The sequence below is a fragment of the Plantibacter sp. CFBP 8798 genome, from assembly GCF_014841195.1.
Lineage (GTDB): Bacteria > Actinomycetota > Actinomycetes > Actinomycetales > Microbacteriaceae > Plantibacter > Plantibacter auratus.
Genome location: NZ_JACYTS010000001.1, coordinates 1,400,977 through 1,427,220, shown reverse-complemented (window position 1 = coordinate 1,427,220; position 26,244 = coordinate 1,400,977). Strand labels below are relative to the sequence as shown.

The following is a 26,244-nucleotide window of genomic DNA, read 5'->3' as shown; positions in this document are numbered from 1 at the left end:
TCGGTGACGTCGATCACCGACGGAATGATGGTCGTGGAACGGCCGGACGGCGAGGTCGCTGTGCGAGGTCGCAGCATCCGGTGACGGGCCCGGACGAGGCCGGACGGATGGTGAGGTGGACTGCCTGGCGCTCGTGCTAAGCGTCGGCGTCCGCTGCGGCGGCGCGTCCGGCTGGCGCCGGGACGGCCACCGGGCGGCGGCTCGAGGCGGAGCGGGCACGATCGACCGTCGGCGCGAGCGCGGTGTGGTTCGAGAGCGTCATGGCATCCTCCTCATCCTGTGGGGCGAGAGCCGCGGGCCGGGTGCACAGGTCGCACTCGAACGCGGACGGCGACCGATCACGGTGAACGAGGTTCGGCGCAGCAGACCAGACTATGGGAATCGGCCGTCAGGCTGCAAGGGATCCATGCGGTTGCACGCACCGGACCGGGTGCGCTCGTCGTCAGGAGGTCGGTTCGTCGACGATGCCGACGAAGGCTCCGATGCCGTCGACCTCGCGCCGACGGGCGCCCTCAGGCACCGGAGGCAGCTCGTCGGCGCCGTGCCAGGAGCAGCTCACCATCGAGAACTCCGGCCACCACTTCTTCGGGCGGAGCGTCTCACTGGTGCCGCAGATCGTGCACCGCAACTCCACCCAGACCGGCCGTTTCCCGGTCCGGTTCGCGCGTGACTGCACGTACCAGGCCGGCGGGTCGGCCAGGAACGCCGCCAACTGGTCCGCCGACCAGAACGGCGGGATCCCGTGGTGCCTGGCCATCTCGAGCGGGATGTCCAGTCGCTGCGCGACGGTCCTCCGGCTCAGATCCCGACCCCCGCGCGCTCCAGCCTGCTGCTCCACGATCGACTCAGCTGACCCGCACGGACAGGCAGGTCACGCAGCCCTCGAGCTTCTCGAACTCGCTGATGTCCACCTGGACCACGGTGTAGCCGCGGTCCTCGAGCAGCGCGGCCGTCTTGGGAGCGGCTGCGGAGATGAGTACGGTGTCCTCCGCGAGTTCGACCACCGCGACGCCCTCGCGCTCGGGCACGACGAGGTGGCGACCGAAGAAGGACGGGTCCTCGACGAGGTCGGGGTGGACGAGCACGGTCCCGTCGGGGAGCGCGGTGACGGTCGACTTCAGGTGGAGGGCGGTCGTGACGGGGACCGCCACGACGTCGAACCCGAGCGGCGCGAGGATGGCTCGGAGCTGCCGGACGCCTTCGGCGTTGGTGCGGCCGCTGCGACCGACGTAGACGGTCGTGCCGACCCGGAGGACGTCGCCGCCCTCGAGGGTGCCTTCGCCCTCGATGCGGTGGATCCGGAGGCCGAGCTCACGGGCGGTGGTCTCGGCTGCGACGACCTCGGGGCGACGGCTCTCGGCGCCCGGTCGGGTCACCACGGCGACGTCGCCGATCACGATGACGGCGTCCTCGATGAAGACGGAGTCGGCGAGCTGGTCGGCCCAGGAGACCTCGGTGGTGTCCCAGCCGGCGGCGTCGAACGCTGCGACGTACGCGTCCCACTGCTTGTCGGCGAGTTCGGTGTCGATCGGCGTGCGCTCCAGGTGCGTCACGAGGCCTTCAGCAAGGTTGGAGGCGGGCATCCGCACGAGTGCGATGCGGCGTCCGTCGTCGAGCACGGCGTCCTGCGTGCGGACGACCATCCAGTACACGGGGTATCCGATGAAGGCCGCGGAGAGCGCGACGACGACCACGAAGACGAGGTTGAGGCTGATGAGCGTCGCGACGATGCTGCCGAGCACGGTGCTGTCGATGGGCTGCCCCGTCGTCGCCACCTGGACGATGAGCCCGAGGAGCGCTCCGATGACGGCGAGGGCGGCGCCGCCCAGCAGGGCGAGGAGTCGGTACCGGTAGAGGCCGACGACGCCCACGATCAGCAGCAGCACGAAGGTGATGATCGTGCTCTCGAAGAAGTACGGACTCGCCTGGGCGAAGATCGTCCCGGCGAACTGGTAGCCGACGAACGTGACGAACATGACCCCCAGGAAGCCCACGACGATGGTCGCGACGGCGGCGGCGGCGGATGCGATGAGCTTGCGGCTCCAGGTGGCAGTCATTCGACAACCGTAGCTCAACGACACAGCGGCGTCGGGCCACGAGGGTCCGACGCCGCTGGGAGATCACCACGAGCCTGCCCAGAACCCCCACAGGGGCGGGCGGCACGGCCTAGTGGAAGAAGTGACGCTCCCCCGTGAAGTACATGGTCACGCCGGCGGCTTCGGCCGCAGCGATGACCTCTTCGTCGCGGACGGAACCACCGGGCTGCACGACCGCGCGCACGCCGGCGTCGAGCAGGACCTGCAGGCCGTCGGCGAACGGAAAGAAGGCGTCCGAGGCCGCGACGGAACCCGCGGCACGGTCACCGGCTCGGCTCACGGCGAGGTGGCAGGAGTCGACGCGGTTGACCTGACCCATGCCGACGCCCACGCTCGCGCTCCCCTTGGCGAGCAGGATGCCGTTGGACTTCACCGAGCGGCACGCCTTCCACGCGAAGATGAGGTCGAGCAGGGTGTCGTCGTCGGCAGGTTCGCCAGTGACGAGCGTCCAGCCCTTGGCGGTGTCCTGGGGGTCGTCGGCGAAGCGGTCCGCGTCCTGGTAGAGCAGGCCACCGGAGATCTGCCGGACCTCGCGGTCCTCGCGCACGAAGTCCTCCGGCAGCTGCAGGAGCCGCAGGTTCTTCTTCGTCTTGAGCACCTCGAGCGCGGCGTCCTCGAAGCCCGGGGCGACGAGCACCTCGGTGAAGATCTCCTTGACCGTCTCGGCCATGCCGAGGGTCACGACGCGGTTGGCCGCGATGACGCCGCCGAAGGCGGAGACCGGGTCGCACTCGTGCGCCCGACGGTGGGCCGAGGCGATCGGGTCGGGTGCCTTCGGGTTCGCGAAGGCGATACCGCACGGGTTCGCGTGCTTGATGATCGCGACGGCGGGGTTGGCGAAGTCGTAGGCCGCGCGGACTGCCGCGTCGGCGTCGACGTAGTTGTTGTACGACATCTCCTTGCCGTGCAACTGCGTCGCCTGGGCGATCCCGGCACCGCCCGGACGGACGTACAGCGCCGCGGCCTGGTGCGAGTTCTCGCCGTAGCGCAGCACCGCCTCGCGACGACCGGTGACGGTCAGCGTGCTGGGGAAGGCCTCGGCTGCGGTCGTCTCCGTGCTCGCGAACCACGCGGACACAGCCGCGTCGTAGGAGGCGGTGTGGTCGAAGGCCTGCGCGGCGAGCGAGCGACGCTGAGCGAGCGTGGTGCCGCCGGCGGCGACGGCCTCGGTGATCAGCCCGTAGCGCTCGGGAGAGACCACGATCGCGACGTTGGCGTGGTTCTTCGCCGAGGCGCGCACCATCGCCGGTCCACCGATGTCGATCTGCTCGACGACGTCGTCACCGGCTGCGCCGCTCGCGACCGTCTCGACGAAGGGGTACAGGTTCACGACGACGAGCTGGAACGGCTCGATGCCGAGCTCGGCGAGCTGGGCCTCGTGGGATTCGAGCCGCAGGTCGGCGAGGAGTCCGGCGTGCACCGAGGGGTGCAGGGTCTTGACCCGACCGTCGAGCGACTCGGGGAATCCGGTGACCTCGGACACATCGGTCACCGTGTGGCCCGCACCGCGGATGGTCGCCGCGGTGGACCCGGTGGAGACGATCTCGACGCCCGCTGCGGCGAGTGCGCCGGCGAGCTCGAGCAGCCCGGTCTTGTCGCTGACCGAGATCAGCGCCCGGCGAACGGGGACGAGGTCGCGTTCGCGGTAGAGGCTGTGGTCGTGGCTGGGACCGCTCATGACTGGGGTGCTCCTTCTGCTGGCGGGCGGGACGCCGTGGAGAGCGCCTCGAGGTCGATGGTTCCGGTGGCGAGGTCGCGGACGGCCTGGACGAGGAGTCGACGCTCCACCGGCTTGATCCGCTCGTGGAGGCTGTGCTCCGTGTCTTCGGGCAGGACGGGGACGCGCTCCTGCGAGATGATCGGTCCCGCGTCGACGCCGTTGTCGACGACGATGATCGATGCCCCGGTCTGCGAGGCGCCTGCCGCCAGGGCGTCCCGGACGCCGTGCGCACCCGGGAACTCGGGGAGGTACGCGGGGTGCGTGTTGATGATGCGCGGCGAGAGGGCGTCGACGACGACGGGCGGCAGGAGGCGCATGAGGCCGCTGAGGACGAGGACGTCCGGGTTCCAGACCCGGATCTGTTCGAGGAGGGCCGCGCCCCATTCCGCCCGCGAGTCGAAGGACGAGTAGGGGACGGTGAACGACGGGATGCCGAACTCCTCAGCGTGGGCGAGGCCGTCAGCCTCCCGATCGGCACCGACGGCGATGACGCGAGCGGGGAAATCCGCGTCGCGTGAGGCTTCGAGGAGGGCGCGGAGATTGGATCCGCCACCGGAGATCAGCACGACGAGTGACAGCACCAGAGCATCCTATCGGTCGCGGGTACCCCGGCCGCTCGGCTGGGCGTGCAGCTCCGGGAGGCGGTCCTCCTCGGCGAGATGCGTCGGACCGGCCGCCATGCCGACCACGGCCGCGATCCCGACCGTCAGCGTGGTCCACAGGCCCGTCGCCCAACCGTTGGGGCCGACCTCGATGAGGCGGCCTGGGCCTGCCGCGCCCGCCGAGAGGACGGCGAGGACACCGACGATGATGCCCGCTGTGACCCCGACGCCGAGACCGACGACCGCCAGCCGTGCGAGCCCGCCACGCCCGTCGAGGTCGACGAGCAGACGACGGCGCAGCACCACGGCAGCGGCGAATCCGATGACGACCGGGACCACGAGGACCGCGAAACCGAGTGGGCTCTCCCCCGTCGGGATGGCGCCGAGGACCGGCACGGCCGGCATGGGCCCGACGAGCGTGCCGATCGGCGAGATCGCCGTGCCGCTCCCGATGGCGAAGCCCGCGCCGGTGATCCAGCTCATGGCCCAGATCACGAGGTTCGGCAGGTACAGGAGTTCGGCGCCGGTGACGATGGCACCGCCCAGGACGCCGAACTGCGCGCTCTCATGCAGGGAGATGATGGCGCCGTAGCCGACGGCGATGAGGATGGCGGTCAGGACCGCGGAGACCGCCACGAGTCCGGTGGCGGCGAGTGCTCCACCACGCAGCGCCGCGACGACCATCGACCAGGTCCCGTCCGGCATCCGGTCCCGCATCGCGCGGAGTCCGTCGAGGATCGGATCAGCCGCGTCCTGCTCTCGGAACCGGACCCACAGCGCGGCGACCACGACCCCGCCTGCGAAGCGCACGGTCGGCGCGAGGGTCCCCTGGACGATCGAGGGACGCACCGCCGGGTGGAGGGCGGTGAGGGTCACGAGGAACGAGAGCAGGGCGAACACGAGCACCGACAGCACGACGGCACCCTGCCACCAAGTGCTGCGTGCCGCGCGCGCCCCGGTGCGCAGGCCGAACAGGACCGTGCCGATCGTGAAGGCGAGGGGCGCCAGGGAGACGAGGAACGGTTCCATCCCGGCCGGCAGTCCGAGCTGGGTGACGAGGGCCGTGTCGAGGGTGATGCGCATGCTCGAGCCGTTGCCGAGCGCCCAGATGTCGACGGCCCCCCGCCAGAGCGCGGCGGGGTCGACGTCCAACTGGAAGTGCAGGGCCCACAGGGCGAGGAGTGGGACGAGTGCGACACCGATGCCGATGGCCACGGCGAGGGTGGCATCGAGGGCGGCGAGGAGGGCGACGGTCAGACGGTTCATGCGCCTTCGACCCTACCTGGAGCCGCGCGTGCGGACGGTCAGGCACACGGCGTGCGTGGGCCGAAACGCCACGACGCGACGCCCGATCCGGGCGTCGCGTCGTGGTCGCAGTCGAGCTGCGGGTGTTACAGCGAGGCGATGATCTCGCGCATGAGGTCGGCGGTCTCGCTCGGCGTCTTGCCGACCTTGACGCCGGCGGCCTCGAGGGCCTCCTTCTTCGCCTGCGCGGTACCTGCGGAGCCCGAGACGATCGCGCCGGCGTGGCCCATCGTCTTGCCCTCGGGCGCGGTGAAGCCCGCGACGTAGCCGACGACCGGCTTCGTGACGTTCGCCTTGATGAAGTCGGCCGCGCGCTCCTCGGCGTCGCCACCGATCTCGCCGATCATGACGATGGCCTTGGTCTCGGGGTCGGCCTCGAACGCGGCGAGCGCGTCGATGTGCGTCGTGCCGATGATCGGGTCGCCGCCGATGCCGATCGCCGTCGAGAAGCCGATCTCGCGCAGCTCGTACATCATCTGGTACGTGAGGGTGCCCGACTTCGACACGAGGCCGATCGGTCCCTTGCCGGCGATGTTCGCGGGCGTGATGCCCACGAGCGACTCCCCCGGCGTGATGATGCCGGGGCAGTTCGGGCCGATGATGCGGGTCTTCGAGCCCTTCGACTGGGCGTAGGCCCAGAACTCGGCGGAGTCGCCGACCGGCACACCCTCGGTGATGATGACGAGCAGCGGGATCTCGGCGTCGATGGCCTCGATGACCGCGTCCTTGGTGAATGCCGGGGGCACGAAGGCGATCGACACGTCTGCGCCGGTCTCCTTGATGGCCTCGGCGACCGTGCCGAACACGGGCAGCTCGACGCCGCCGTCGTGGGTCACGGTCGTGCCGGCCTTGCGGGCGTTGACGCCACCGACGACCTGGGTGCCGGCCTTCAGCATGAGCGCCGTGTGCTTGGTGCCCTCGCCGCCGGTGATGCCCTGGACGATGACCTTGGAGTCCTTGTTGAGGAAGATTGACATGCTTGTGCGATCCCTTACTTCGAAGCCAGCTCGGCGGCCTTGTCGGCGCCTTCGTCCATGGTTGCGGCGAGCGTGATGAGCGGGTGCGCGGCGGCGGCGAGGATCTCGCGGCCCTCCGCGACCTTGTTGCCGTCGAGGCGGACCACGAGCGGCTTCGTCGCTGCGTCACCGAGGATCTCGAGCGCCTTCACGATGCCGTTCGCGACGGCGTCGCAGGCGGTGATGCCACCGAAGACGTTGACGAACACGCTCTTCACCTGGGCGTCGCCGAGGATGACGTCGAGGCCTGCGGCCATGACCTCGGCCGAGGCGCCGCCGCCGATGTCGAGGAAGTTGGCCGGCTTCACGCCGCCGTGCTGCTCGCCCGCGTAGGCGACGACGTCGAGCGTGGACATGACGAGCCCCGCGCCGTTGCCGATGATCCCGACCTCGCCGTCGAGCTTGACGTAGTTGAGGTCGTTCTCCTTGGCCTTGAGCTCCAGGGGGTCCTCGGCTGCGGTGTCTTCGAGTTCGGCGTGGTTCGGGTGACGGAAGGCGGCGTTCTCGTCGAGCGAGACCTTGCCGTCGAGGGCGACGATGCGCCCTTCCTCCGTGAGGACGAGCGGGTTGACCTCGACGAGCGTCGCGTCCTCGCCCTTGTAGACGTCGTAGAGCTTCACGAAGACGTCGGAGACCTGGTCGACGAGCTCCTCGGGGAAGTTCGCAGCCTTCGCGATCTCGACCGCGGCCGCCTTGTCGACACCGGTGAGTGGGTTCACCTCGATGCGCGCGAGCGCCTCGGGCTTCTCGACCGCGAGCTGCTCGATCTCCATGCCGCCCTCGACGCTCGTGAGCGACAGGTAGGACCGGTTGGCGCGGTCGAGCAGCACCGAGAAGTAGAACTCCTGGGCGATGCGTGCGCCGGCCGCGACCATCACGCGCTTGACGACGTGACCCTTGATGTCGAGTCCGAGGATGGCCTTCGCCGCCTCGTAGGCCTCGTCGGGGGTCTTGGCGACCTTGACGCCGCCGGCCTTGCCGCGGCCTCCGACCTTCACCTGGGCCTTGACGACGACCACGCCGCCGAGACGCTCGGCCGCGGCACGCACCTCGTCCGGGGTGTCGGCGATGATGCCGGCGAGGACCGGCACCTCGTACTGCTCGAACAGGTCTCGTGCCTGATACTCGTAAAGATCCACGTGTCATTCCCATCCGCGCTTCGCGCGTTCTGCTGTGATTGTCGTGGCGATTTTCGGCCGCGCGTTATCTCGGCGGCGAGAGAAAAAGGGCCAGTGACGACTCTACCCCCAGCGCTGCGCCGCAACCGGACGTTCACAGTGAACGACTAAGGTCGGGTCCATGACCGGCATGGCGGACCTCGCTCGCGAGGGCATCCTCGTCGCCGGCGCCGGGCGGGCCATCCTGCTGCAGATCGCGGACCCCTCGGTCGCCGCCGGGGTGGCCCGGCACAGCGACTTCGGTTCCCGTCCGCTCGACCGGCTCCACGCCACCCTCACCTTCGTCTACGCGCTCGCCCTCGGCACACCGGACGAGCAGCGCAGCGCGGCCCGGCGGGTGAACCACGCCCATGGACCGGTGCGCAGCCGACCCGGTGAGGCGGCTCCCGGGTACTCGGCCTTCGACCACGACGCGCAGCTCTGGGTCGCGGCCACGCTGTACGACACCGCCGTCCAGGTCTACGAGCTCGTGTTCGGCCCGCTCGACGAGGAGTCGCGGGAGCGCCTGCACCGTGAGTACGCGATCGTGGGGACGAGCCTGCAGCTCCCGCCCGACCGTTGGCCTCCGACCCGGGCCGCGTTCGATGAGTTCTTCGCAGCCCGTGTCGCGCGCCTCCACGTCACCGCGGAGGCGCGTGCCGTCTCGATCGAGCTCCTGACCGCTCGCGCGGCGCCGCTCCCCGTCCGGTGCCTGCTCCCGCTCGTCCGGCTCGTGACGGCGGGACTGCTGCCCGACGGCCTGCGGAGCGCCTACGGGTTCCGTTGGACGCCGCGGCAGCAGCGTCGCTTCGCACGTCGGGTAGCCATCGCCCGAGCCGTCTGGCCGCGTCTTCCGCGGCGACTGCGCGCGGCACCCTCCGCCTGGTACCTCCATGCGATGCGAGAGCGCGAACGCACGGAGGCGGCGCGCCACCGCGGCTGACGACGTTCCAGCACCGCCCTCCACAGCCCGCTGGCGGAGCCGTCCCGTCCACATTCGGATTCCCGCCCGGCTGACCGAGGTGCCGCGGTTCGCACGATGGGGGCATGACAACACACCACCTCCCCCAGACCGGCCGCCTCCTCGGCGGCAGACCGCGGATCCTCGGGCTCCTGGCAGCCGTCCCGATCCTGCTCACGCTCGTCCTCGGCATCGTCCTCGGCGGCGCGACCGCATCCTCCGCACTGACCGCCACCGGCGCCGCCTACGGTCACCGCGACGCGTCGAACGGCCGCTGGCTCGGCTCGTGGGCCTTCGACGACGGGACGGTCGGGTTCTGCATCAACCTCGACCTCCCGATCCCGCCGGGTCACGCCTACGAGCACGTCGACGGATCATCGCTCGGGTGGTTCACCCCCGAGGACGCCGCCCGCCTGGCCTACCTGTCGCGGCACTGGGGCGCCAGCCAGGACGCCGACGAGGCAGCTGCGGGCCAGCTCGCCACCTGGATCATCACCGGCCTGAACGGGTGGACGCCGGCGCAGGTCGCCGCTCGGGCAGGAGCGAGCGCCGACCGCGTGCTCTCCCGGGCCCATCAGATGCTCGCCGAGGCCGACGGTCCCGGCGGCGCGAGTCGGGGAGCGAGCGCCACCATGTCCATCGAACGCGGCGAGGACGGATTCGACCTCGTCCGGACCGAACTCGCCGTCGACTTCATCTCCTCCGGCGTCACCACCCTGCCACCGGGCACCCACACCGGGACGGTGACCCTCGACGGCGCGACCTTCGAGGACGGCACATCCGAGCGGGCCGTCGGGAACGGTGAGAGCCTGCGGATCCTGCCGAGCACCGATGCCGCGGTCGTGGCCTTCTCAGCGAACGCCACGTTCGGTGAGCTGCCCTACGGGGCCGGCCTCACGATCGCTCGGAGCGCCGCCAACGTGCAGAGCGTCCTCATCGCCCGCCCCATGACGGTCGCCGCCGGAGCGAGCGCCGACCGCGAGCGTCCCACTCCACTCCCCTTCCAGCCGGTCGTCGTCACCACCACCTCGCACGCGACGGCGACACCGGGAACCGAGATCACCGACCGGCTGTCGGTCGGGATCGCTACCGACACCGGCCTCGCAGCGGAGTGGGGCCTCATCGGGCCGGACGGCGGACCGTACACGCCGATCCCGGTGACCGTCCGAAGCCAGTTGCTCGGTCCGTTCGCGGAGCGCCCGGTCGAGGCACCGGAGGTCCCGCTCGGAGCACCGGTGGTCTGCGAGGTCGAGACGCTCGTGGATGCAGGCCCCGGCGAGTACACGACGCCGTCCTGCGTCCTCCCCGAGGACGGCTACTACGTCTGGGTCGAACGCATCGAGCCGAGCGACACCCTGCCGGAGAACGGCGGCACGATGATCCGCCCCTGGCGATCCGCCTTCGGGGTCGCCTCGGAGATCACCCTCGCCTCGACGCCGACCGTGCCCGAAGCGCGGCTCGCCGAGACCGGCGCCGACGACCGCTCCCTGCTCCTCGCCGGCACTGCGGCGATCGGAGCGCTCGCGCTCGGCGGCATCCTGCTCGCTCTCCGTCGGCGGATCACTCCGAGTGGAGCGGGTGCGGCGCTCAGCGCACGTCGAGGAGGGGTGCGAGCTGGGCGCGGTCGACGTCCAGCCACGGCGCCGCAGGGTTCACGATGATCCCGGTGATGCCCTCGTCGCTGCGGAGCGCGGCCGCGAGTTCCGCTGCGGTGACCGGGTACGCGTCATCCCCTCGTCCCAGTGCGGCGATCTCGATGGGCGAGGTGAAGACCTCCAGCAGTCGACGGTCGCCGAGGCGGGTCTCCGCGATGCCGACGGTCTTGCGGTTACCGTCCTCGTCGACCTCGGCGCGACCGGCTACGAACCCGCCGTGCGCGGCGAGTGCGGCGACCAGCCGCTGGAGGGCATCGGGTTCTCGCGGCTGGGCGAGCGCCTGCTTCGCGAGGTCGTTGTTCCGGCCGTCCCCGAACAGACGCACGATCAGCGTCTTCGGGACGACCGCACTCGCCTTGCCGTCGGCGGGGTTCAGGACGATGCCGGCGTACCCGTCGCCGGTCGCCTGACGGAGTGCCCAGACGGCGTCCACCGCGACCCCGGTGACCGGCCCGTCCGCCGTCCGCGTCTTCTCGAGCTCACGCGACGAGGTGAAGGCGAGGAGGTAGACGGCGCCCTCCGGGTCGCGGTGGACGCCGAGCGGGATGCGCCCGGCAGCCTTGTCCTCCTCCGAGACACCGTCGAGGCTCGTGGACAACAGCAGCTTGCCCTGGATGCTCTGGCGCAGGACGTGCATCATCGCGCGCTCGTCACCGCCTTCGGCCAGAGCGGTAAGCGCCTGAGCAAGGTCGACGTTGGAGTCAGGCTCGACGGGAGCGGGCGCCCGGGCCGGCGCCGGGGCCGCAGCAGGTACGGAGACAGGAGCCTCCGGTGTCCGAGCGGCTGCGTTGACCGTCGTGACCGAGATCGACACCTGCGGCACGGTCTCCGGGGCTTCCGCGGCCGGATCCACCTCATCCTCAGGTGCCGATGTCTCGGCCCCCACGGCTGCAGATCGGGCATCGGACGCGTTGCGCTTGGAGAACAGACCCATGATGCATCAGCCTAGATGCTGGATTCCGCTCAGGGAACCGGCCGGACCGACGGTGCGCGCCTCAGCGCAGTCAGTCGAGCTTCTCGATGGGCGCGATCTTGATCAGCAGCTTCTTCGCTCCGGCTGACTCGAACTGGACATGGGCGATGCGCTTCGCGCCTTCACCGGTCACCGCGTTCACCCGGCCCGGTCCGAAGTCGGCGTGGGAGATGCGGTCGCCGGGAACGAGCTCGAGGTCGCCGTTGTCGCGGACCTTCGCGGTGATGCGATTGGCCCAGGCCGTCTCCGGCTTGCTCGAACCGCCGGAGAACCGGGTGTCGCCCGCTGAGGCGCCCTCAGGGAGCGCGCGGACCGACCAGCGGTCGCTCGAGGGGGCGCGGCGGGCGTTCAGGGCGCGAGACTGGGTTCCACCACGACCGTTGACGTTGCCGGGCGACTGACGCCACTCGATCAGTTCGGCCGGGATCTCCTGCAGGTAGCGGCTGGGCATGGCGACGGCCGTCTCGCCGTACTGGGCACGCGTCATCGCCAGCGAGAGGTACAGGCGCTTGCGGGCGCGGGTGATGCCGACGTAGAACAGGCGTCGCTCCTCGGCCGGGCCGCCAGGCTCGTTCGCCGACATCCGGTGCGGGAGGAGGTCTTCCTCGATGCCGGTCAGGAAGACCGCGTCGTACTCGAGGCCCTTCGCCGTGTGCAGGGTCATGAGCGACACGCTGCCCGTCGCGTCGTCGAGGTCGTCGGCCGCGGCGACGAGCGAGACCTCCGTCAGGAAGTCGACGATGCCGCCGTCGGGGTTGTTCTTGGCGAACTCCTTGGTGACGGCGATGAGCTCGTCGACGTTCTCGGCTCGTGCCTCATCCTGCGGGTCGCGACTGTTGCGCAGCGAGTCGAGGTAGCCGCTCTTCGTCATGAGGAGCGAGAGGACGTCGCCGACGGCGGTCGCGGACGCCGTCGGGCGGTCGGCCGCGGCGGCGTCGTCGAGCGCGGCCTGCGCTTCGTCGAGGAGCGCCGACAGCTGCAGGATCGCGCTCGTGACCTTCGGCCCGAGCCCGAGGGCGTCGGCACGCCGCATGGCCTCGCGGAAGGTGACGCCGTTGTTCTCGGCGAAGCTCGCGAGTGCCGTCTCCGTGGCCGGCCCGATGCCACGTTTGGGCGTGTTCAGGATGCGCCGCAGCGCCATGATGTCGGCCGGGTTCGCGACCGACACGAGGTAGGCGAGGGCGTCCTTGATCTCGGCGCGTTCGTAGAACTTGGTGCCGCCCATGATCCGGTACGGGAGGGCCGCACGGATGAAGATCTCTTCGAGCGCACGGGTCTGGGCGTTCGTCCGGTAGAACACGGCGATGTCGCTGTAGGCCGTACCGGCTTGCCGGAGCTTCTCGATCTCGTCGGCGATGAACTGCGCCTCGTCGTGACCGGAGTACCCCGTGAAGCCGACGATCTTCTCCCCGTCGCCGACGGCCGTCCAGAGCTTCTTGTCCTTGCGGTCGAAGTTGTTGGAGATGACCGCGTTCGCCGCCGAGAGGATGTTCTGCGTGGAGCGGTAGTTCTGCTCGAGCAGCACCACCTTGGCGCCCGGGAAGTCGCGCTCGAACTCGGTGATGTTCCGGATGTCGGCCCCGCGGAACGCGTAGATCGACTGGTCCGAGTCACCGACGACGGTGAGCGAGGCACCCTCGGTGCGGGTGACGGCGAGCTGATCCGTGCCGGCCTCAGGCGCGCGGGTGAGCTCCCGGATGAGCGAGTACTGGGCGTGGTTGGTGTCCTGGTACTCGTCGACGAGGATGTGCCGGAACCGCTGCTGGTACTGCGCGGCGACGTGCGGGAACGCCCGGAAGAGGAACACCGTCTGGCTGATGAGGTCGTCGAAGTCGAAGGCGTTCGCGTCGGCCAGCGCGCGCGTGTACTTCCGGAAGACCTGCAGGAACACGAGTTCCTGGGGGTCGTTCGTGTTGATCGTGCGGGAGTACGACTCGACGTCCGACAGCTCGTTCTTGAGCTTCGAGATCTTCGCCGAGGTGTTCGACGGCGTGAAGCCGTATGCGTCGGCTTCGAGCTCCTTGATGATGCGCTTCAACAGGGCACGTTGGTCGCCGCTGTCGTAGATCGTGAAATTCTTGGTGAAGCCGAAGTGCTCGGCCTCGCGGCGGAGGATGCGGACGCAGGCGGAGTGGAAGGTGGAGATCCACATGCCCTGAGCGGCCTGGCCGACGAGCGCCTCCACGCGCTCGCGCATCTCGGCGGCGGCCTTGTTGGTGAACGTGATCGCCAGGATCTGGCTCGGCCAGGCCTCCCGCTGCTCGAGCAACAGCGCGACGCGGCGGGTGAGCACACTCGTCTTGCCGGACCCGGCACCGGCGACGATCAGCAGGGCCTGGCCCCGGTACTCCACCGCGATCCGTTGCTGCGGGTTGAGCCCCTCCAGCAGCCGACTCCCGCCGGCACGCTCGTCGGAGGACGACTCGGGGACGGTTGCCGTGGGCCAGCCGACGATCACCGGTTGCACGGCGTCGGCGTTCGAAGAAGGAGAGCTCGCCATATCGCCTGCAAGTCTAGGCGCTGCCTCCGACATCGCTCGGCCGAGCACCGCCGTCGCGGTGATCCGCACGGTCGCCGGCCGCCGATCGTGCGGCGACACCGAGGTCGGCCTGGTCGACGAAGCAGCCGTCGACCCCCGAGGAGAGCACCAGGACGAACTCCTCGAGCCAGCGGCCGACCGCCGCCGGATCGGCCCCGTCCCGGAAGGGTGGCGCGAGGAACCGGTTCTCGGGGCGGAGCGTCCAGGTGTAGACACGCAGACCAGCTGCGTGGGCGCGCTCCACGAGGTCCGTCGGCCGGGCACCGTCGTCGCCCAGGTCGATGAGCATCGCCTTGTCGACACTGATGGCGTCGACCTCGAGGGCGAGTGCAGCGAGTCCGGCGTCGGTCATCGCGTCGGCGTAGGACGGGGCCGAATCCCCCAGCCGGGCGACGAGATCGCTCGGCCTGCCGGACCGCTCGATGAGGTACGCGAACTCCGCCTGCACCCGACGGGCCTGCAACGCCATGAGGACCGACTGCTCGAACGACTCGATGATGAGCGGCTCGGCATCGGGATCGGTGCCGAAGCCCAGGGCGGCGAGTTCCTCGGCGAGGAGCCGATCGAGCGGGAGGCCGATCGACGCGAAGTAGTCGGCGTGCTTCACCTCGGCCACGATGCCGACGGGTCGTCGGTGCGCTTCGGCCGCGCTGCGCACGACCGCGACGAGGTCGGCGAACCGCAGGATGCCCTCCGTACCGTCGAATCCCGCACTCACCGTCCGTACCTCGGGGATCCGCTCACGTGCGGTCAGGGTCGACAGCTCGGCCCAGGTGAAGTCCTCGGTGAACCACCCGGTCAGCTCGTGGCCGTCGACGCCTTTCGTCGTCCGTCGGTCGGCGAACTCCGCTCGGGCGGCGACGTCGGTCGTCCCGGAGATCTCGTTCTCGTGTCGGACCACGAGGACGCCGTCCTTCGACGCGACGAGATCGGGCTCGACGGCGTCCGCACCGAGCGCGACGGCCAAGCGGTAGGAGGACTCGGTGTGCTCCGGGCGGTAACCGGGAGCCCCGCGGTGTCCGATGACGAGCGGGTTGGGCAGGGAGTCGATGCGCACGCCATCAGCCTAGGACGACGCTCCGGCGTGCGCGCAGGGTGCCGGCTGTCAGCCCACCGCGAACATCGGCGTCCGTTCGGGGTTTTCCACGCGCGACCCGGCTGATTCAAAGGGAACTCGGATACTCTGGGTGTCAGCAGCGCCGCTTGGCGCGACACAGCCTCCACGACTGAGAGTAGGAATCAGCCATGGCCCTCGACAATCCCGCGTTCTCGAAGAACCCGGCATTCGCGAAGCAGGGAGGCGGGACGCTGCAGGCAGCTCAAGCAGCGAACCCCTCGCTGACCGCCGAACAGCTTCGCAAGATGTACGAGCAGCCCACCGCACCGGCGGGCGTCGGCACCGCCGACCGCATGACGATCGAGAACACGCTCGTCAAGACCCTCGGCTCGTTCGCCGTCCTCGTCGTGTTCGCCGTCATCTCCTGGATGTGGACGACCTCCCTCCTGCAGGCAGGCAGCGGCTACGCCCTCCCCATGATCATCGGCATGATCGGTGGCCTCGGCCTCGGTCTCGTGAACTCCTTCAAGAAGGAGCCGGTCCCGGCGCTCATCCTCGGGTACGCGGTCTTCCAGGGACTCTTCGTCGGCGGCATCTCGCGCGTCTTCGAGGCGAACCCGGCCTGGTCCGGCGTCGTCGTCCAGGCGGTCCTCGCGACCCTCGCCGTCGTCGGCGTGACCCTCGCCCTCTTCGCCAGCGGCAAGGTCCGCGCCTCGAAGAAGCTGACGAAGGTCTTCCTCGTCGCCATCATCGGCTACGGCGTCTTCCAGCTCCTCAACCTCGTGCTCATGTTCACGGGCGTGCTGAACAACCCGTTCGGCCTCTACGGCGCGACGATCTTCGGCATCCCGCTCGGGATCGTCATCGGCATCTTCGCGGTGCTGATGGGTGCGTACTCGCTGGTGCTCGACTTCGACTTCATCCAGCGTGGCGTGCAGAACCGCGCTCCCGCCAAGTACGGCTGGACCGGCGCCTTCGGCATCATGGTCACGGTCATCTGGATCTACGTCGAGATCCTGCGTCTGCTGGCCATCTCCCGCAACTAGGAGCGCAAGCACTGCAAGGCCCGTCCCGTTCGCGGGGCGGGCCTTCGTCGTTCCCCGGGCCGGTCGAGGTACTGCCCTTCGACAGGGACCGAACCCCTCGGACCGAGGCACCATCCCCGGTCCCTGAGCCACCCACCCCGGTCCCTGAGCCACCCCACCGCGGTCCCTGAGCTTGTCGAAGGGCGCGGACGACGGAAGGCCGCCCCGCGAACGGGACGGCCTTCCGATGACTCAGGGAGCGATCACTCCCACTCGATGGTCCCCGGTGGCTTGGACGTGACGTCGAGCACGACGCGGTTGACGTCCTTCACCTCGTTGGTGATGCGGTTGCTGATGCGCGCGAGGACGTCGTACGGCAGGCGGGTCCAGTCGGCGGTCATGGCGTCTTCAGACGAGACCGGTCGCAGCACGATCGGGTGGCCGTAGGTGCGGCCGTCGCCCTGCACGCCCACGGAACGGACGTCCGCCAGCAGGACCACGGGGCACTGCCAGATCTCCTGGTCGAGCCCGGCCGCGGTCAGTTCCTCGCGGACGATCGCGTCGGCGTCGCGGAGGAGGTCGAGACGCTCGGCCGTGACCTCACCGACGATGCGGATACCGAGTCCGGGACCGGGGAACGGCTGACGGCCGACGATCTCCTCCGGGAGGCCCAGCTCGCGACCGATCGCCCGGACCTCGTCCTTGAACAGGGTGCGCAGGGGCTCGACGAGTTCGAACTGGAGGTCTTCCGGCAGGCCGCCGACGTTGTGGTGGCTCTTGATGTTGGCCGTACCGGATCCGCCGCCGGACTCGACGACGTCGGGGTACAGCGTGCCCTGGACGAGGAAGCGGATGGGCTCACCCTCGCTCTGGGCCTCCTTGACGAGGTCGATCTCGGCCTGTTCGAAGGACCGGATGAACTCGCGGCCGATGATCTTGCGCTTCTGCTCCGGGTCGCTGACGCCGGCGAGCGCCGACAGGAACTGCTCGCGGGCGTCGACCGTGACCAGCCGGACGCCGGTCGAGGCGACGAAGTCCTCCTCGACCTGGCGTCGCTCGTCCTTCCGGAGCAGGCCGTGGTCGACGAAGATGCAGACGAGCTGGTCGCCGACGGCCTTGTGCACGAGCGCCGCGGCGACGGCCGAGTCGACACCGCCGGAGAGCCCGCAGATGACCTTGGCGTCGCCCACCTGGGCGCGGATGCGGTCGACCTGTTCGGCGATGACGTTGCCGCTGTTCCAGTCGGCCGGGATGCCCGCCGCCCGGTGGAGGAAGTTCTCGAGCACCTGCTGGCCGTAGACAGAGTGCTTGACCTCGGGGTGCCACTGGACACCGTAGAGGCCACGTTCCGCGTTCGCGAAGGCGGCGACCGGGGTCGAGGCGGTCGAGGCGAGGACCTCGAAGCCCTCAGGGGCCTTCGAGACGGAGTCGCCGTGGCTCATCCAGACGTTCTGCTCGGTCGGGACGCCGTGCAGGAGGGTGCCAGGGACGTCGACGACGCTGGTCGCGTCGGTGGCGCCGTACTCCCGGAGACCGGTGTGCGCGACCTCTCCGCCGAGCTGCTTGGCCATGACCTGAAAGCCGTAGCAGATGCCGAACGTCGGGACGCCGAGCTCGAGGATGCCCTCGTCGAGCGACGGGGCGCCCGGCTCGTACACGCTGGACGGGCCACCGGACAAGACGATCCCGACGGGGTTCTTGGCGGCGACCTCGGCGGCGGACACGGTGTGCGGCACGATCTCGGAGTACACGCCGGCTTCGCGGACGCGACGCGCGATCAGCTGCGCGTACTGCGCACCGAAGTCGACGACGAGGACCGGTCGGGCGGCGGTCTGCTCCGCTGCGGCTGCGGGGGTGGTTTCACTCACTGCATGGACTCCACGGGTTCGGCGGCCGCTGCTGCTTCGCGGCCGGAGAGGTAGCCCTTCACTTCCCGCGGGATGCGGCTCTCGAAGAAGAAGGACAGGAACGGGATGATGCCGCCGAGCGCGAGCCAGAGCAGACGCAGGACGTTCCACCGCATGAGGCTCCAGAGCCGGAACGCGGCGAACAGGTACACGACGTAGAACCAGCCGTGGATGATGAGGATGCCTGTGCTGAGGTTGACCGCGGTGGCGGTGCCGGAGGGCACGAAGGCGAGGAAGCCGTAAGCACCGCCGAGCTCGAGCTCGAGGCCGAACGCGTACTTCATGAGCATCTCGGCGCAGAGCGACAGGAGCAGCACACCGGTGATGGGGGCGGCCACCTGGTAGAACTTCAGCGCGCCTCGGATCGCGGGAAACGTCGACGGTTTCGGCTGGAGGGGCATGCCACCATCTTACCCGCGGCCGCCAGGCGACCGGACATCACTGACGGAGCGCTGCGGCCTCCTCCTCGGCGTCCTCGAGCTCCTCGATCTCGCGCTCCCACGCGTCCTTGGCGAGCCGGAACCAGAGGAACACGGCGAAGCACGCGAAGACGACCCACTCGGCCGCGTAGAAGATGTTCAACCAGTTGAGCTGGATCTCCTGGCTGGGCGCGGGCGACGAGATGGGCTCGAGTCCGTCGACGGCGACGTCGTCCACGACGAACGCGCTGAACACCCGCAGGCCGTCGGCGTCGTTCCAGCGGTTCAGCAGTGCGGCGACCGACATGTTGTCGAGCTCGGTCGGTGCGGCGTCCGCTGCCGGCTCCTCCGGACCCTCCGGCGGGTTCAGCCGCCCTTCGAGCTCGACGGCGCCGGTGGGGGCGTCCGCGTTCAACGCCTCGGCGACGCGGTCGGCGGTCTCGCGGTCCTTCGTCCAGCCGAGCGCGACCGCGAGGCCGGCCTGGTCAGAGCGGTCCGTCGCGAGGTGGCCCGTCACCCAGTACCCGAGCGTGCCGTCGTTCACCCGGTTGCCCACCACGAGGTAGTCCTCCGGTACCCACGTGCCTGAGACGCTCACCCGCTGGCCGGCGTCCGCCTCTCGGATGCCGACACCCGGTTCGAGGACGTCCGCGAGCGGCCGGACCGACTCGGTCTCGGTCGGCACCACCTGCCCGGATTCGATGGCGCGTGCGAGCTGCCACTGCCCGAGCGCGGCGAACGCGCCCGCGACGGCGAGACAGAGGACGAGGACGCCGATCCACCGGGGACGCAGCATGACGGAGCGGAGCGTCGGACGGACCTGTCCGTGGTTGTCGGGGCCTGGTGCCGACGGGGCGGTGCTAGTAATCGGGCTCTCGCTTTCGTGCTGGTGGTTCCTGGTCGTTCATCGCCTGTTCGACGAGTCGGTCGATGGCCGCCTGATCGGTGTCGGCGGGCGTCGTGTCCTGGTCGTCGCCCGCACCCTCGACGAGCGCGATGGCCTCCTCCGCCGTCGTGTCGACCTGCTCAGCTCGGCGCGCCTTCCGGCGATGCGGACGCAGGATGACGGCGCCGATCTGCTCTGAGCGACCGGCGACGATCGGGCCCATCACGGCCATGATGAGCACGTAGAGCCCGGCGAACGGTTGGATGAGCGGATTGAGCCCCGCGCTCAGCGAGAGTGTCGCGAGGATGAGGGCGAACTCGCCGCGATTCTGCAGGATGACCGCGGCGTTGATCCCAGCTTGCGGCCCGAGTCCGTTGAGCCAGGCGACGAACTGACCGGCCAGGACGTTGAGGACCACCGTCATGAGGACGGCGAGGAGCACCGGGACGAGGACGCTGCCGAACTTCGTCGCGTCGAGCGCGAGCCCGAAGTTCAGGAAGAAGAACGCACCGAACACGTCGCGGAGCGGGATCGCGATCTGCTCGATCTTGTTGCGGAACCGGGTGGCACCGAGGACCAGGCCGATGAGGAACGCGCCGATCGCGTCGGTGACTCCCAGGAGCTCGCCGATGCCGCCGAACGCGACCGCGAGGCCGAAGAACAGGATCGTGAAGAGCTCGTCGTCCTTGGTGCGGAACAGCCGCGACACGAACCGTCCGCCGAATCGGGCGATCGCGAACATCACGAGGATGAACGTGAAGGCGATCGCGAGTTTCCCGATGACGGGCCAGACCTCCGTCTCGCCGCTCAGCACGACACCGACGATCGCGAGGTAGATGGCGATGAAGATGTCCTCCACCACGGTGACGCCCAGGATCATGGGCGTCTCGTCGTTCGTCAGCCGTTTGAGCTCGATGAGGAGCTTCGTGACGATCGCGCTCGAGCTCGTCGCCGTGATGCCGGCGATGATGAGCGCCTCCCGTGTGCCCCACCCGACCAGGAACCCGAACACGAGCCCGGCGGCCATGTTGACGAGGATGTAGGAGCCGCCGGAGACGATGAGCTTTCCGGCGTTGCCGAAGAACTCGTCCTGATCGAACTCCAGGCCGAGGTTGAACAGCAGGAGCACGAGGCCGAAGACGGCGATGAGTTCGATCTGCGCGCTGGCGAAGTCGAGCGGGAACCAGCCCGTGTACGGACTCGCGAGCAGGCCGACGAGCATGTAGACGGGGATCGACGGGAGGCCGATCAGCTTGCCGAGGCGGCCGAGGATGTAGGCGATGACGAACAGGACGCCGAGGATGAGCAGATCCTGGCCGAGGTGGGGGTTGTCGGTCGCGGCGTGCAGCATGCCTACCCTCCGGGCGGAGCGTCGACGGCGACCTTCTTGACGGCGCCCGAACGGAAGTAGGCGAAGGCCTTGGCGACCTTCTCGGGACTGCCCGCGACGACGAGGGTGTCTCCCGGGAAGACCCGGAAGTCCGCAGCAGGGGCCGGGTTGGCGGAGTCGCCGCGCACGACGGCGACGACGGTCAGCCCGACCATGCCCTTCTCGGCGGGGTTGCCGAGCGGCTGCCCGGCGATGTGGTCTTCGTAGTCGACGGTGAACCAATCGATGCTGAGTCCGGGGATCTGGTCGAGCGCGCTGAGCGACTCGGTGATCTGCGTGCCACCGAGGAGTTCGGCCAGCGTGTGCGCCTCGTCCTCGTTGAGCCGGAGCGACACCTTGCCGGCATCGGCGCCGTCCTCGTGGTCGGCGAAGGTGATGAGGTCGCTGTGGCCGGACCGGTGGGCGATGACGCCGACCTTGCCGCCGTCGTCCGTGACGAAGGTGTGGAGCACACCGACCCCGGGAAGTTTGACCCGCCGAACATCCACCATGGCTGTACTCCTCAGGCTTGTTGTGGCAGTCCTCCTAGTCTATCCGCCACACCTGGCCCGCTCGCCCGAGGCGCCCGCAGCCGTTGCGCTGCGGGCGATCACCGCCGGTTCAGGCCCCTGGGACGATGTCCGGGGCCTCCAGGCGCACGCGGTCGGCGGCCTCGTCGTTCGGCTGCTCCTGCGAGGCCCGCTCCGCCGCGACGCGCGTGAGGTAGTAGGAGACCTCCTTCTCCATGCGCTCCTCGTCCCACCCCAGGACCCCACCCATGAGCTTCGCCGCGACCGGGGCCGCCGAGACACCGCGGTCCCAGGCCTCGATGGAGATGCGCGTCCGACGGGCGAGGACGTCGTCGAGGTGGAGGGCACCCTCGTGGGAGGCCGCGTAGACGACTTCCGCCCCGATGTAGTCGTCCGCCCCCGGCAGCGCCTCGGCGAGCGTCGGGTCCTCCTTGATGAGGTCGAGCAGTTCGTCCGTCAGCACGCCGTAGCGGTTCAGCAGGTGCTCGATGCGAGCAGTGTGCACCCCGAAGGCCCGCGCGATCTTGCCACGCTTGTTCCAGGCCGCCTGGTACCCCTCGGCTCCGAGGAGGGCGATGTTCTCCGTCGCACTGGCCGGGATCTTGCCGTCGAGTGCGTCCACCGCGGCGTCGATCGCGTCCTTCGCCATGACCCGGTAGGTGGTCCACTTGCCGCCGGCGATGACCACCAGACCGGGCACGGAGTGCGCGACGAGGTGCTCGCGAGAGAGCTTCGACGTCTGCTCCGATTCGCCGGCCAGCAGCGGACGGAGGCCGGCGTAGACGCCCTCGACGTCCTCTCGGGTCAGCGGCACGGCGAGGATCGTGTTGACGTGGTCGAGCAGGTAGTCGATGTCGGCCGCCGTCGCCGCCGGGTGCGCCTTGTCGAGGTGCCAGTCCGTGTCGGTCGTGCCGATGAGCCAGTGCCGGCCCCAGGGGATGACGAAGAGGACGCTCTTCTCCGTGCGGAGCAGGAGGCCCATGTTCGACTGGAAGCGGTCGCGCGGGACGACGAGGTGGATGCCCTTCGACGCGCGGACCTTGAACTGGCCCCGCTCCCCCACCATCGACTGCGTGTCGTCAGTCCATACCCCGGTCGCGTTGACGACCTGCTTGGCACGGATCTCGAAGCGCTCGTCGGTCTGCAGGTCGTGCGCCTTGACGCCCACGACGCGCTGTCCGACCTTGACGAACCCCTCGACCCGTACGCGGCTCGCGACGTGCGCGCCATAGGCCGACGCCGTCCGTGCGAGGGACGAGACGTAGCGGGCGTCGTCGACCTGGGCGTCGTAGTAGGTGAGTCCGCCGACGAACGCGTCCGACTTGAGGCTCGGGATCGAGGTCAGGACCTGACGCTTGGACAGGTGCCGGTGGTGCGGGACGCCGGGCGGACGGCCACCGCTCCAGCTGAAGAGGTCGTAGAGCAGCATGCCGGCGCCGATGTAGAGGCGCTCGAAGACCGGCTTGTTGAGCGGGTACAGGAAACGGACCGGCTTCACCAGGTGCGGCGCGATGCGCTGCAGCAGCAACCCGCGCTCGATGAGCGCCTCCCGGACGAGTCGGAAGTCGAGTTGTTCGAGGTAACGGATACCGCCGTGCACGAGCTTCGAGGACCGGCTCGAGGTGCCGCTCGCCCAGTCACGCGCCTCGAGCAGACCGGTGCTCAGACCGCGCGTGACGGCGTCGAGCGCAGCACCGGTGCCCACGATGCCACCACCGACGACGAGGATGTCGAGCTCTTTCGACTTCAACGCTTCGATCGCGGCGTCGCGCTCCTCCATCCCCAGTTTGGTGGAACGTGACACGTTGTTGTGGGTGGTGGCCATCGTCGAACTCCGCTCGCTGGAACCGCCCTCGCGATGATCCTGCCGGAGGCAGGTGCTCGTCCACGAGGCTCTGCCTCAGAGGCTAGTCGGCGCGATGCGACCCGACAACCGCTTGCGGAAGCGACTCGCTTCCGGCAGGGCTAGGCGCCCTGGTAGGGCGCGACGACGACCTCGACCCGCTGGAACTCCTTGAGGTCGGAGTAGCCGGTGGTGGCCATCGAGCGACGGAGCGCGCCGATGAGGTTGGCCGTGCCGTCCGACTTCGGCGACGGGCCGTACAGGATCTCCTCGAGGGTCGCGACGGTGCCGACCTCGACACGGCGACCGCGCGGCAGGTGCAGGTGGTGCGCCTCGGCACCCCAGTGCCAGCCACCGCCGGGTGCGTCCGTGGCGCGGGCCAATGCGGTCCCGAGCATGACGGCGTCGGCACCCATCGCGACGGCCTTGACGATGTCGCCCGAGGTTCCGAGACCGCCGTCGGCGATGACGTGCACGTAGCGGCCGCCGGACTCGTCGAGGTAGTCGCGACGCGCACCGGCGACGTCGGCCACGGCGGTCGCCATCGGGGCGTGGATGCCGAGCGAGGCCCTCGTGGTGGAGGCCGCACCGCCACCGAAGCCGACGAGCACACCGGCCGCCCCGGTCCGCATGAGGTGCAGGGCCGCGGTGTACGTGGCCGCGCCACCGACGATCACGGGGACGTCGAGTTCGTAGATGAACTTCTTGAGGTTGAGCGGCTCCTGGTTCTTGGAGACGTGCTCGGCGGACACGGTGGTGCCGCGGATGACGAAGAGGTCGACCCCTGCGGCGACGACGGTCTCGTAGAGCTCCTGCGTGCGCTGCGGCGAGAGGGCTGCGGCGACGGTGACTCCGGCCGCGCGGATCTCGGCGAGCCGGGCGGTGACGAGTTCGGGCTTGATGGGCTCCGAGTAGATCTCCTGCATGCGCGCGGTAGCTCGGCCGACCGGCAACGACCGGATCTCGGCGAGCAGCGGTTCGGGGTCTTCGTACCGCGTCCAGAGGCCCTCGAGGTCGAGGACGCCGACGCCGCCGAGCTGGCCCATCATGATCGCGGTCGTCGGCGAGACGACGGAGTCCATCGGTGCTGCGAGCACCGGGATCTCGAACTGGTAGGCGTCGATCGACCAGGACACCGAGACGTCCTGTGGGTCGCGGGTCCGCCGCGACGGGACGACGGCGATGTCGTCGAACGCGTAGGCGCGCCGTGCGCGCTTTGACCGGCCGATCTCAATATCCATGCTCACCGCACCAGCCTACCGGTCAGGTCGCACGTGGACCGTGTCCAGGGCACACACCCAGTGGTGCAGGTGATATATGTGAGGATTACGTCGCTGTCTGGAGCGGATGTGAATGGTGAAGAGGATGACATGGACGGTCGGCCTGGAAGCGCTCGGCGACTTCTTCCTCGGCGGGAACGACGTCAGGAGAGACGCTCGCGTATCCCTCGAATCATGCGGACGAGCATCTTCTTCGGCGCCGCGACGTTCGCGATCATCGCCGTGATCAACCGTTTCGACGTCGCGGCTTCTGTCCTGGGCGCGATCGTCTTGGCGCTGGTCGCCATCGCGGCGTGGGCAGTGCTGAGACGTATCGACCACCGACTGGGGCGCTGACCTGATACGCCGACGGTCCGGCAGGCGCAAGCCTGCCGGACCGTCGGCGTTCGTGCGGGTGCTTACTTACGGTAGTTGGGCGCCTCGACGACGATCTGCACGTCGTGGGGGTGCGACTCCTTGAGGCCCGCCGAGGTGATGCGGACGAACTTGCCCTTGGCCTTCAGCTCGCCGATGTTGCGCGCGCCGACGTAGAACATCGACTGGCGCAGCCCGCCGATGAGCTGGTACGCGACGGCCGACACCGGGCCGCGGTAGGGCACCTGGCCCTCGATGCCCTCGGGGATCAGCTTGTCGTCGCTCGGCACGTCGGCCTGGAAGTAGCGGTCCTTCGAGTACGAGGTCTTCTCGCCTCGCGTCTGCATGGCTCCGAGCGATCCCATACCGCGGTAGTTCTTGAACTGCTTGCCGCCCACAAACACGAGGTCGCCGGGGCTCTCGTCGGTGCCGGCGAGGAGCGAGCCGAGCATGACGGTGTCGGCACCCGCGACGAGTGCCTTCGCGATGTCGCCCGAGTACTGCAGACCGCCGTCGGCGATGACCGGGACGTTCGCCTCGCGCGCCGCGAGCGACGCCTCGTAGACGGCGGTGACCTGCGGGACACCGACACCGGCGACGACGCGCGTGGTGCAGATGGAACCCGGACCGACGCCGACCTTGATCGCGTCCGCGCCGGCCTCGATGAGGGCCTGCGCGCCGGAGCGGGTCGCGACGTTGCCGCCGATGACGTCGACACCGGCGAACGCCGGGTCGGCCTTGAGCTTGCGGATGATGTCGAGCACGCCGGCACTCTCACCGTTGGCAGTGTCTACCACGATGACGTCGACGCCGGCGTCGAGCAGCTGGCCCGCACGGGACCAGGCGTCGCCGAAGAAGCCGATGGCCGCACCCACCCGCAGACGACCCGTGTCGTCCTTCGTGGCCAGCGGGTACTTCTCGCTCTTGTCGAAGTCCTTGACGGTGATGAGGCCCTTGAGCTTGCCCGCCTCGTCGACGAGGGGCAGCTTCTCGATGCGGTGCTGCGCGAGGAGCGCCATCACCGCATTGCGGTCGGTGCCGACGGGAGCGGTCACGAGACCGGTGCTCGTCATGACCTCGCTGACGCGGGTCGTGGCCTTCTCGAACGGCGACACGAAGCGCATGTCACGGTTCGTGATGATGCCGACGAGCACACCCTTGTCGTCGACGACCGGGAGGCCCGAGATGCGGAACTGGCCGCACAGTTCGTCGACCTCGGCGACGGTGGCGTCGGCCGTGGTGGTGATCGGGTTCGTGATCATGCCCGACTCGCTCCGCTTCACGCGGTCGACCTGTTCGGCCTGGTCGGAGATCGACAGGTTGCGGTGCAGGATGCCGATGCCGCCCTCGCGAGCCATCGCGATCGCCATGCGGGCCTCGGTCACGGTGTCCATCGCGCTCGACAGCAGCGGCGTGTTCACGGTGATCCGCTTCGTCAGGCGGGACGAGGTCTCCGCCTCGCTCGGGATGACGTCGGTGTGCCCGGGCAGCAGCAGCACATCGTCATACGTGAGTCCTACGAATCCGAACGGATCAGGCTGGTCCATTTA

The 26,244-nt window shown here is 69.4% G+C and carries 23 protein-coding genes; 4 read left to right on the top strand and 19 right to left on the bottom strand.

All coding sequences use genetic code 11. The annotated features are described in order from the left end of the window. Nucleotides 1–136: 136 nt before the first annotated feature. The 8 genes from IFU30_RS20640 to sucC all read right to left on the bottom strand — a co-directional run bounded on the left by IFU30_RS20640 (nucleotide 137) and on the right by sucC (nucleotide 7,878). Nucleotides 137–262, bottom strand: coding sequence for a hypothetical protein (locus IFU30_RS20640; protein WP_255376697.1), 126 nt, complete (start codon nucleotides 260–262; stop codon nucleotides 137–139). Nucleotides 263–442: 180 nt separating this feature from the next. Continuing rightward, nucleotides 443–757 carry a hypothetical protein gene (locus tag IFU30_RS06740; RefSeq protein ID WP_124770137.1) on the bottom strand — a complete coding sequence of 105 codons (315 nt, stop codon included), beginning with the start codon at nucleotides 755–757 and terminating at the stop codon, nucleotides 443–445. A gap of 88 nt (nucleotides 758–845) precedes the next feature. Further along, a complete protein-coding gene (gene ddaH / locus IFU30_RS06735; protein ID WP_159877999.1) occupies nucleotides 846–2,057 on the bottom strand; it encodes a dimethylargininase in 1,212 nt (403 codons plus the stop codon). 109 nt (nucleotides 2,058–2,166) lie between these two features. Beyond that, complete coding sequence (purH, locus tag IFU30_RS06730) at nucleotides 2,167–3,774, bottom strand: bifunctional phosphoribosylaminoimidazolecarboxamide formyltransferase/IMP cyclohydrolase (RefSeq protein ID WP_159877997.1); 1,608 nt, start codon at nucleotides 3,772–3,774, stop codon at nucleotides 2,167–2,169. Next, a complete protein-coding gene (gene purN / locus IFU30_RS06725) occupies nucleotides 3,771–4,397 on the bottom strand; it encodes a phosphoribosylglycinamide formyltransferase (protein WP_085510275.1) in 627 nt (208 codons plus the stop codon). The genes purH and purN overlap by 4 nt, the downstream gene beginning before the upstream one ends. A gap of 9 nt (nucleotides 4,398–4,406) precedes the next feature. Next, entirely contained in the window at nucleotides 4,407–5,684 is a 1,278-nt protein-coding gene (locus IFU30_RS06720) for a cell division protein PerM (protein ID WP_192004690.1), read from the bottom strand. A 125-nt stretch (nucleotides 5,685–5,809) separates the two neighbouring features. Next, nucleotides 5,810–6,700: a succinate--CoA ligase subunit alpha gene (sucD, locus tag IFU30_RS06715; protein ID WP_064296653.1), complete on the bottom strand. Its 891-nt coding sequence runs from the start codon at nucleotides 6,698–6,700 to the stop codon at nucleotides 5,810–5,812. A gap of 14 nt (nucleotides 6,701–6,714) precedes the next feature. Next, the gene (gene sucC / locus IFU30_RS06710) at nucleotides 6,715–7,878 is read right to left on the bottom strand and encodes an ADP-forming succinate--CoA ligase subunit beta (protein ID WP_124768842.1); all 1,164 of its coding nucleotides are present in this window, start codon (nucleotides 7,876–7,878) and stop codon (nucleotides 6,715–6,717) included. 160 nt (nucleotides 7,879–8,038) lie between these two features. Here sucC and IFU30_RS06705 point away from each other — a divergent pair, with 160 nt between their 5' ends. Further along, the gene (locus IFU30_RS06705; protein WP_192004689.1) at nucleotides 8,039–8,839 is read left to right on the top strand and encodes an oxygenase MpaB family protein; all 801 of its coding nucleotides are present in this window, start codon (nucleotides 8,039–8,041) and stop codon (nucleotides 8,837–8,839) included. Nucleotides 8,840–8,943: 104 nt separating this feature from the next. Then, complete coding sequence (locus tag IFU30_RS06700) at nucleotides 8,944–10,518, top strand: hypothetical protein (RefSeq protein WP_192004688.1); 1,575 nt, start codon at nucleotides 8,944–8,946, stop codon at nucleotides 10,516–10,518. Here the strand turns inward: IFU30_RS06700 and IFU30_RS06695 are convergent. The 3 genes from IFU30_RS06695 to IFU30_RS06685 all read right to left on the bottom strand — a co-directional run bounded on the left by IFU30_RS06695 (nucleotide 10,445) and on the right by IFU30_RS06685 (nucleotide 15,075). Further along, a complete protein-coding gene (locus tag IFU30_RS06695; RefSeq protein WP_192004687.1) occupies nucleotides 10,445–11,446 on the bottom strand; it encodes an SseB family protein in 1,002 nt (333 codons plus the stop codon). The genes IFU30_RS06700 and IFU30_RS06695 overlap by 74 nt on opposite strands. A gap of 70 nt (nucleotides 11,447–11,516) precedes the next feature. Continuing rightward, nucleotides 11,517–13,985 carry an ATP-dependent helicase gene (locus IFU30_RS06690; RefSeq protein ID WP_192004686.1) on the bottom strand — a complete coding sequence of 823 codons (2,469 nt, stop codon included), beginning with the start codon at nucleotides 13,983–13,985 and terminating at the stop codon, nucleotides 11,517–11,519. A 13-nt stretch (nucleotides 13,986–13,998) separates the two neighbouring features. After that, on the bottom strand, nucleotides 13,999–15,075 hold the full coding sequence (locus IFU30_RS06685) for a glycerophosphodiester phosphodiesterase family protein (protein ID WP_192004798.1): 1,077 nt from the start codon (nucleotides 15,073–15,075) through the stop codon (nucleotides 13,999–14,001). Nucleotides 15,076–15,269: 194 nt separating this feature from the next. On the opposite strand from IFU30_RS06685, the gene IFU30_RS06680 reads away from it, so the two are divergent. Next, nucleotides 15,270–16,127, top strand: coding sequence for a Bax inhibitor-1/YccA family protein (locus tag IFU30_RS06680; protein ID WP_064296659.1), 858 nt, complete (start codon nucleotides 15,270–15,272; stop codon nucleotides 16,125–16,127). Nucleotides 16,128–16,369: 242 nt separating this feature from the next. Here the strand turns inward: IFU30_RS06680 and guaA are convergent, their stop codons facing one another. The 7 genes from guaA to IFU30_RS06645 form a co-directional block, all read right to left on the bottom strand. Next, nucleotides 16,370–17,974 (bottom strand): glutamine-hydrolyzing GMP synthase, encoded by a 1,605-nt coding sequence (gene guaA, locus IFU30_RS06675; protein WP_192004685.1) that lies wholly within the window; start codon nucleotides 17,972–17,974, stop codon nucleotides 16,370–16,372. Continuing rightward, a complete protein-coding gene (locus tag IFU30_RS06670) occupies nucleotides 17,971–18,414 on the bottom strand; it encodes a DUF3817 domain-containing protein (RefSeq protein WP_056778703.1) in 444 nt (147 codons plus the stop codon). Before IFU30_RS06670 ends, guaA begins: the two co-directional genes overlap by 4 nt. 37 nt (nucleotides 18,415–18,451) lie before the next feature. Further along, a complete protein-coding gene (locus IFU30_RS06665; RefSeq protein WP_192004684.1) occupies nucleotides 18,452–19,228 on the bottom strand; it encodes an SURF1 family protein in 777 nt (258 codons plus the stop codon). 64 nt (nucleotides 19,229–19,292) lie between these two features. Further along, nucleotides 19,293–20,669: a cation:proton antiporter gene (locus IFU30_RS06660; protein ID WP_192004683.1), complete on the bottom strand. Its 1,377-nt coding sequence runs from the start codon at nucleotides 20,667–20,669 to the stop codon at nucleotides 19,293–19,295. A 2-nt stretch (nucleotides 20,670–20,671) separates the two neighbouring features. After that, a complete protein-coding gene (locus tag IFU30_RS06655) occupies nucleotides 20,672–21,199 on the bottom strand; it encodes a cation:proton antiporter regulatory subunit (RefSeq protein ID WP_056008027.1) in 528 nt (175 codons plus the stop codon). 109 nt (nucleotides 21,200–21,308) lie between these two features. Then, the gene (locus IFU30_RS06650; protein WP_192004682.1) at nucleotides 21,309–23,042 is read right to left on the bottom strand and encodes a glycerol-3-phosphate dehydrogenase/oxidase; all 1,734 of its coding nucleotides are present in this window, start codon (nucleotides 23,040–23,042) and stop codon (nucleotides 21,309–21,311) included. 140 nt (nucleotides 23,043–23,182) lie between these two features. After that, nucleotides 23,183–24,301 (bottom strand): GuaB3 family IMP dehydrogenase-related protein, encoded by a 1,119-nt coding sequence (locus tag IFU30_RS06645; protein WP_064296664.1) that lies wholly within the window; start codon nucleotides 24,299–24,301, stop codon nucleotides 23,183–23,185. Nucleotides 24,302–24,514: 213 nt separating this feature from the next. Between IFU30_RS06645 and IFU30_RS06640 the strand changes: the two genes are divergently transcribed. Continuing rightward, nucleotides 24,515–24,676 (top strand): hypothetical protein, encoded by a 162-nt coding sequence (locus tag IFU30_RS06640; RefSeq protein ID WP_192004681.1) that lies wholly within the window; start codon nucleotides 24,515–24,517, stop codon nucleotides 24,674–24,676. 62 nt (nucleotides 24,677–24,738) lie between these two features. Here the strand turns inward: IFU30_RS06640 and guaB are convergent, their stop codons facing one another. After that, a complete protein-coding gene (gene guaB / locus IFU30_RS06635) occupies nucleotides 24,739–26,241 on the bottom strand; it encodes an IMP dehydrogenase (protein WP_079705279.1) in 1,503 nt (500 codons plus the stop codon). Nucleotides 26,242–26,244: the final 3 nt, after the last annotated feature.

Bases quoted from the DNA above. Each gene is read 5' to 3' on its own strand.
- IFU30_RS06695 (WP_192004687.1), bottom strand. From the start codon at position 11,446: ATGGGTCTGTTCTCCAAGCGCAACGCGTCCGATGCCCGATCTGCAGCC.
- IFU30_RS06680 (WP_064296659.1), top strand. From the start codon at position 15,270: ATGGCCCTCGACAATCCCGCGTTCTCGAAGAACCCGGCATTCGCGAAG.
- guaB (WP_079705279.1), bottom strand. From the start codon at position 26,241: ATGGACCAGCCTGATCCGTTCGGATTCGTAGGACTCACGTATGACGAT.
- IFU30_RS06700 (WP_192004688.1), top strand. From the start codon at position 8,944: ATGACAACACACCACCTCCCCCAGACCGGCCGCCTCCTCGGCGGCAGA.
- IFU30_RS06740 (WP_124770137.1), bottom strand. From the start codon at position 757: ATGGCCAGGCACCACGGGATCCCGCCGTTCTGGTCGGCGGACCAGTTG.
- IFU30_RS06705 (WP_192004689.1), top strand. From the start codon at position 8,039: ATGACCGGCATGGCGGACCTCGCTCGCGAGGGCATCCTCGTCGCCGGC.
- sucD (WP_064296653.1), bottom strand. From the start codon at position 6,700: ATGTCAATCTTCCTCAACAAGGACTCCAAGGTCATCGTCCAGGGCATC.
- IFU30_RS20640 (WP_255376697.1), bottom strand. From the start codon at position 262: ATGACGCTCTCGAACCACACCGCGCTCGCGCCGACGGTCGATCGTGCC.
- IFU30_RS06670 (WP_056778703.1), bottom strand. From the start codon at position 18,414: ATGCCCCTCCAGCCGAAACCGTCGACGTTTCCCGCGATCCGAGGCGCG.
- IFU30_RS06645 (WP_064296664.1), bottom strand. From the start codon at position 24,301: ATGGATATTGAGATCGGCCGGTCAAAGCGCGCACGGCGCGCCTACGCG.
- IFU30_RS06720 (WP_192004690.1), bottom strand. From the start codon at position 5,684: ATGAACCGTCTGACCGTCGCCCTCCTCGCCGCCCTCGATGCCACCCTC.
- IFU30_RS06665 (WP_192004684.1), bottom strand. From the start codon at position 19,228: ATGCTGCGTCCCCGGTGGATCGGCGTCCTCGTCCTCTGTCTCGCCGTC.
- IFU30_RS06660 (WP_192004683.1), bottom strand. From the start codon at position 20,669: ATGCTGCACGCCGCGACCGACAACCCCCACCTCGGCCAGGATCTGCTC.
- IFU30_RS06690 (WP_192004686.1), bottom strand. From the start codon at position 13,985: ATGGCGAGCTCTCCTTCTTCGAACGCCGACGCCGTGCAACCGGTGATC.
- IFU30_RS06650 (WP_192004682.1), bottom strand. From the start codon at position 23,042: ATGGCCACCACCCACAACAACGTGTCACGTTCCACCAAACTGGGGATG.
- purH (WP_159877997.1), bottom strand. From the start codon at position 3,774: ATGAGCGGTCCCAGCCACGACCACAGCCTCTACCGCGAACGCGACCTC.
- IFU30_RS06655 (WP_056008027.1), bottom strand. From the start codon at position 21,199: ATGGTGGATGTTCGGCGGGTCAAACTTCCCGGGGTCGGTGTGCTCCAC.
- ddaH (WP_159877999.1), bottom strand. From the start codon at position 2,057: ATGACTGCCACCTGGAGCCGCAAGCTCATCGCATCCGCCGCCGCCGCC.
- IFU30_RS06640 (WP_192004681.1), top strand. From the start codon at position 24,515: ATGCGGACGAGCATCTTCTTCGGCGCCGCGACGTTCGCGATCATCGCC.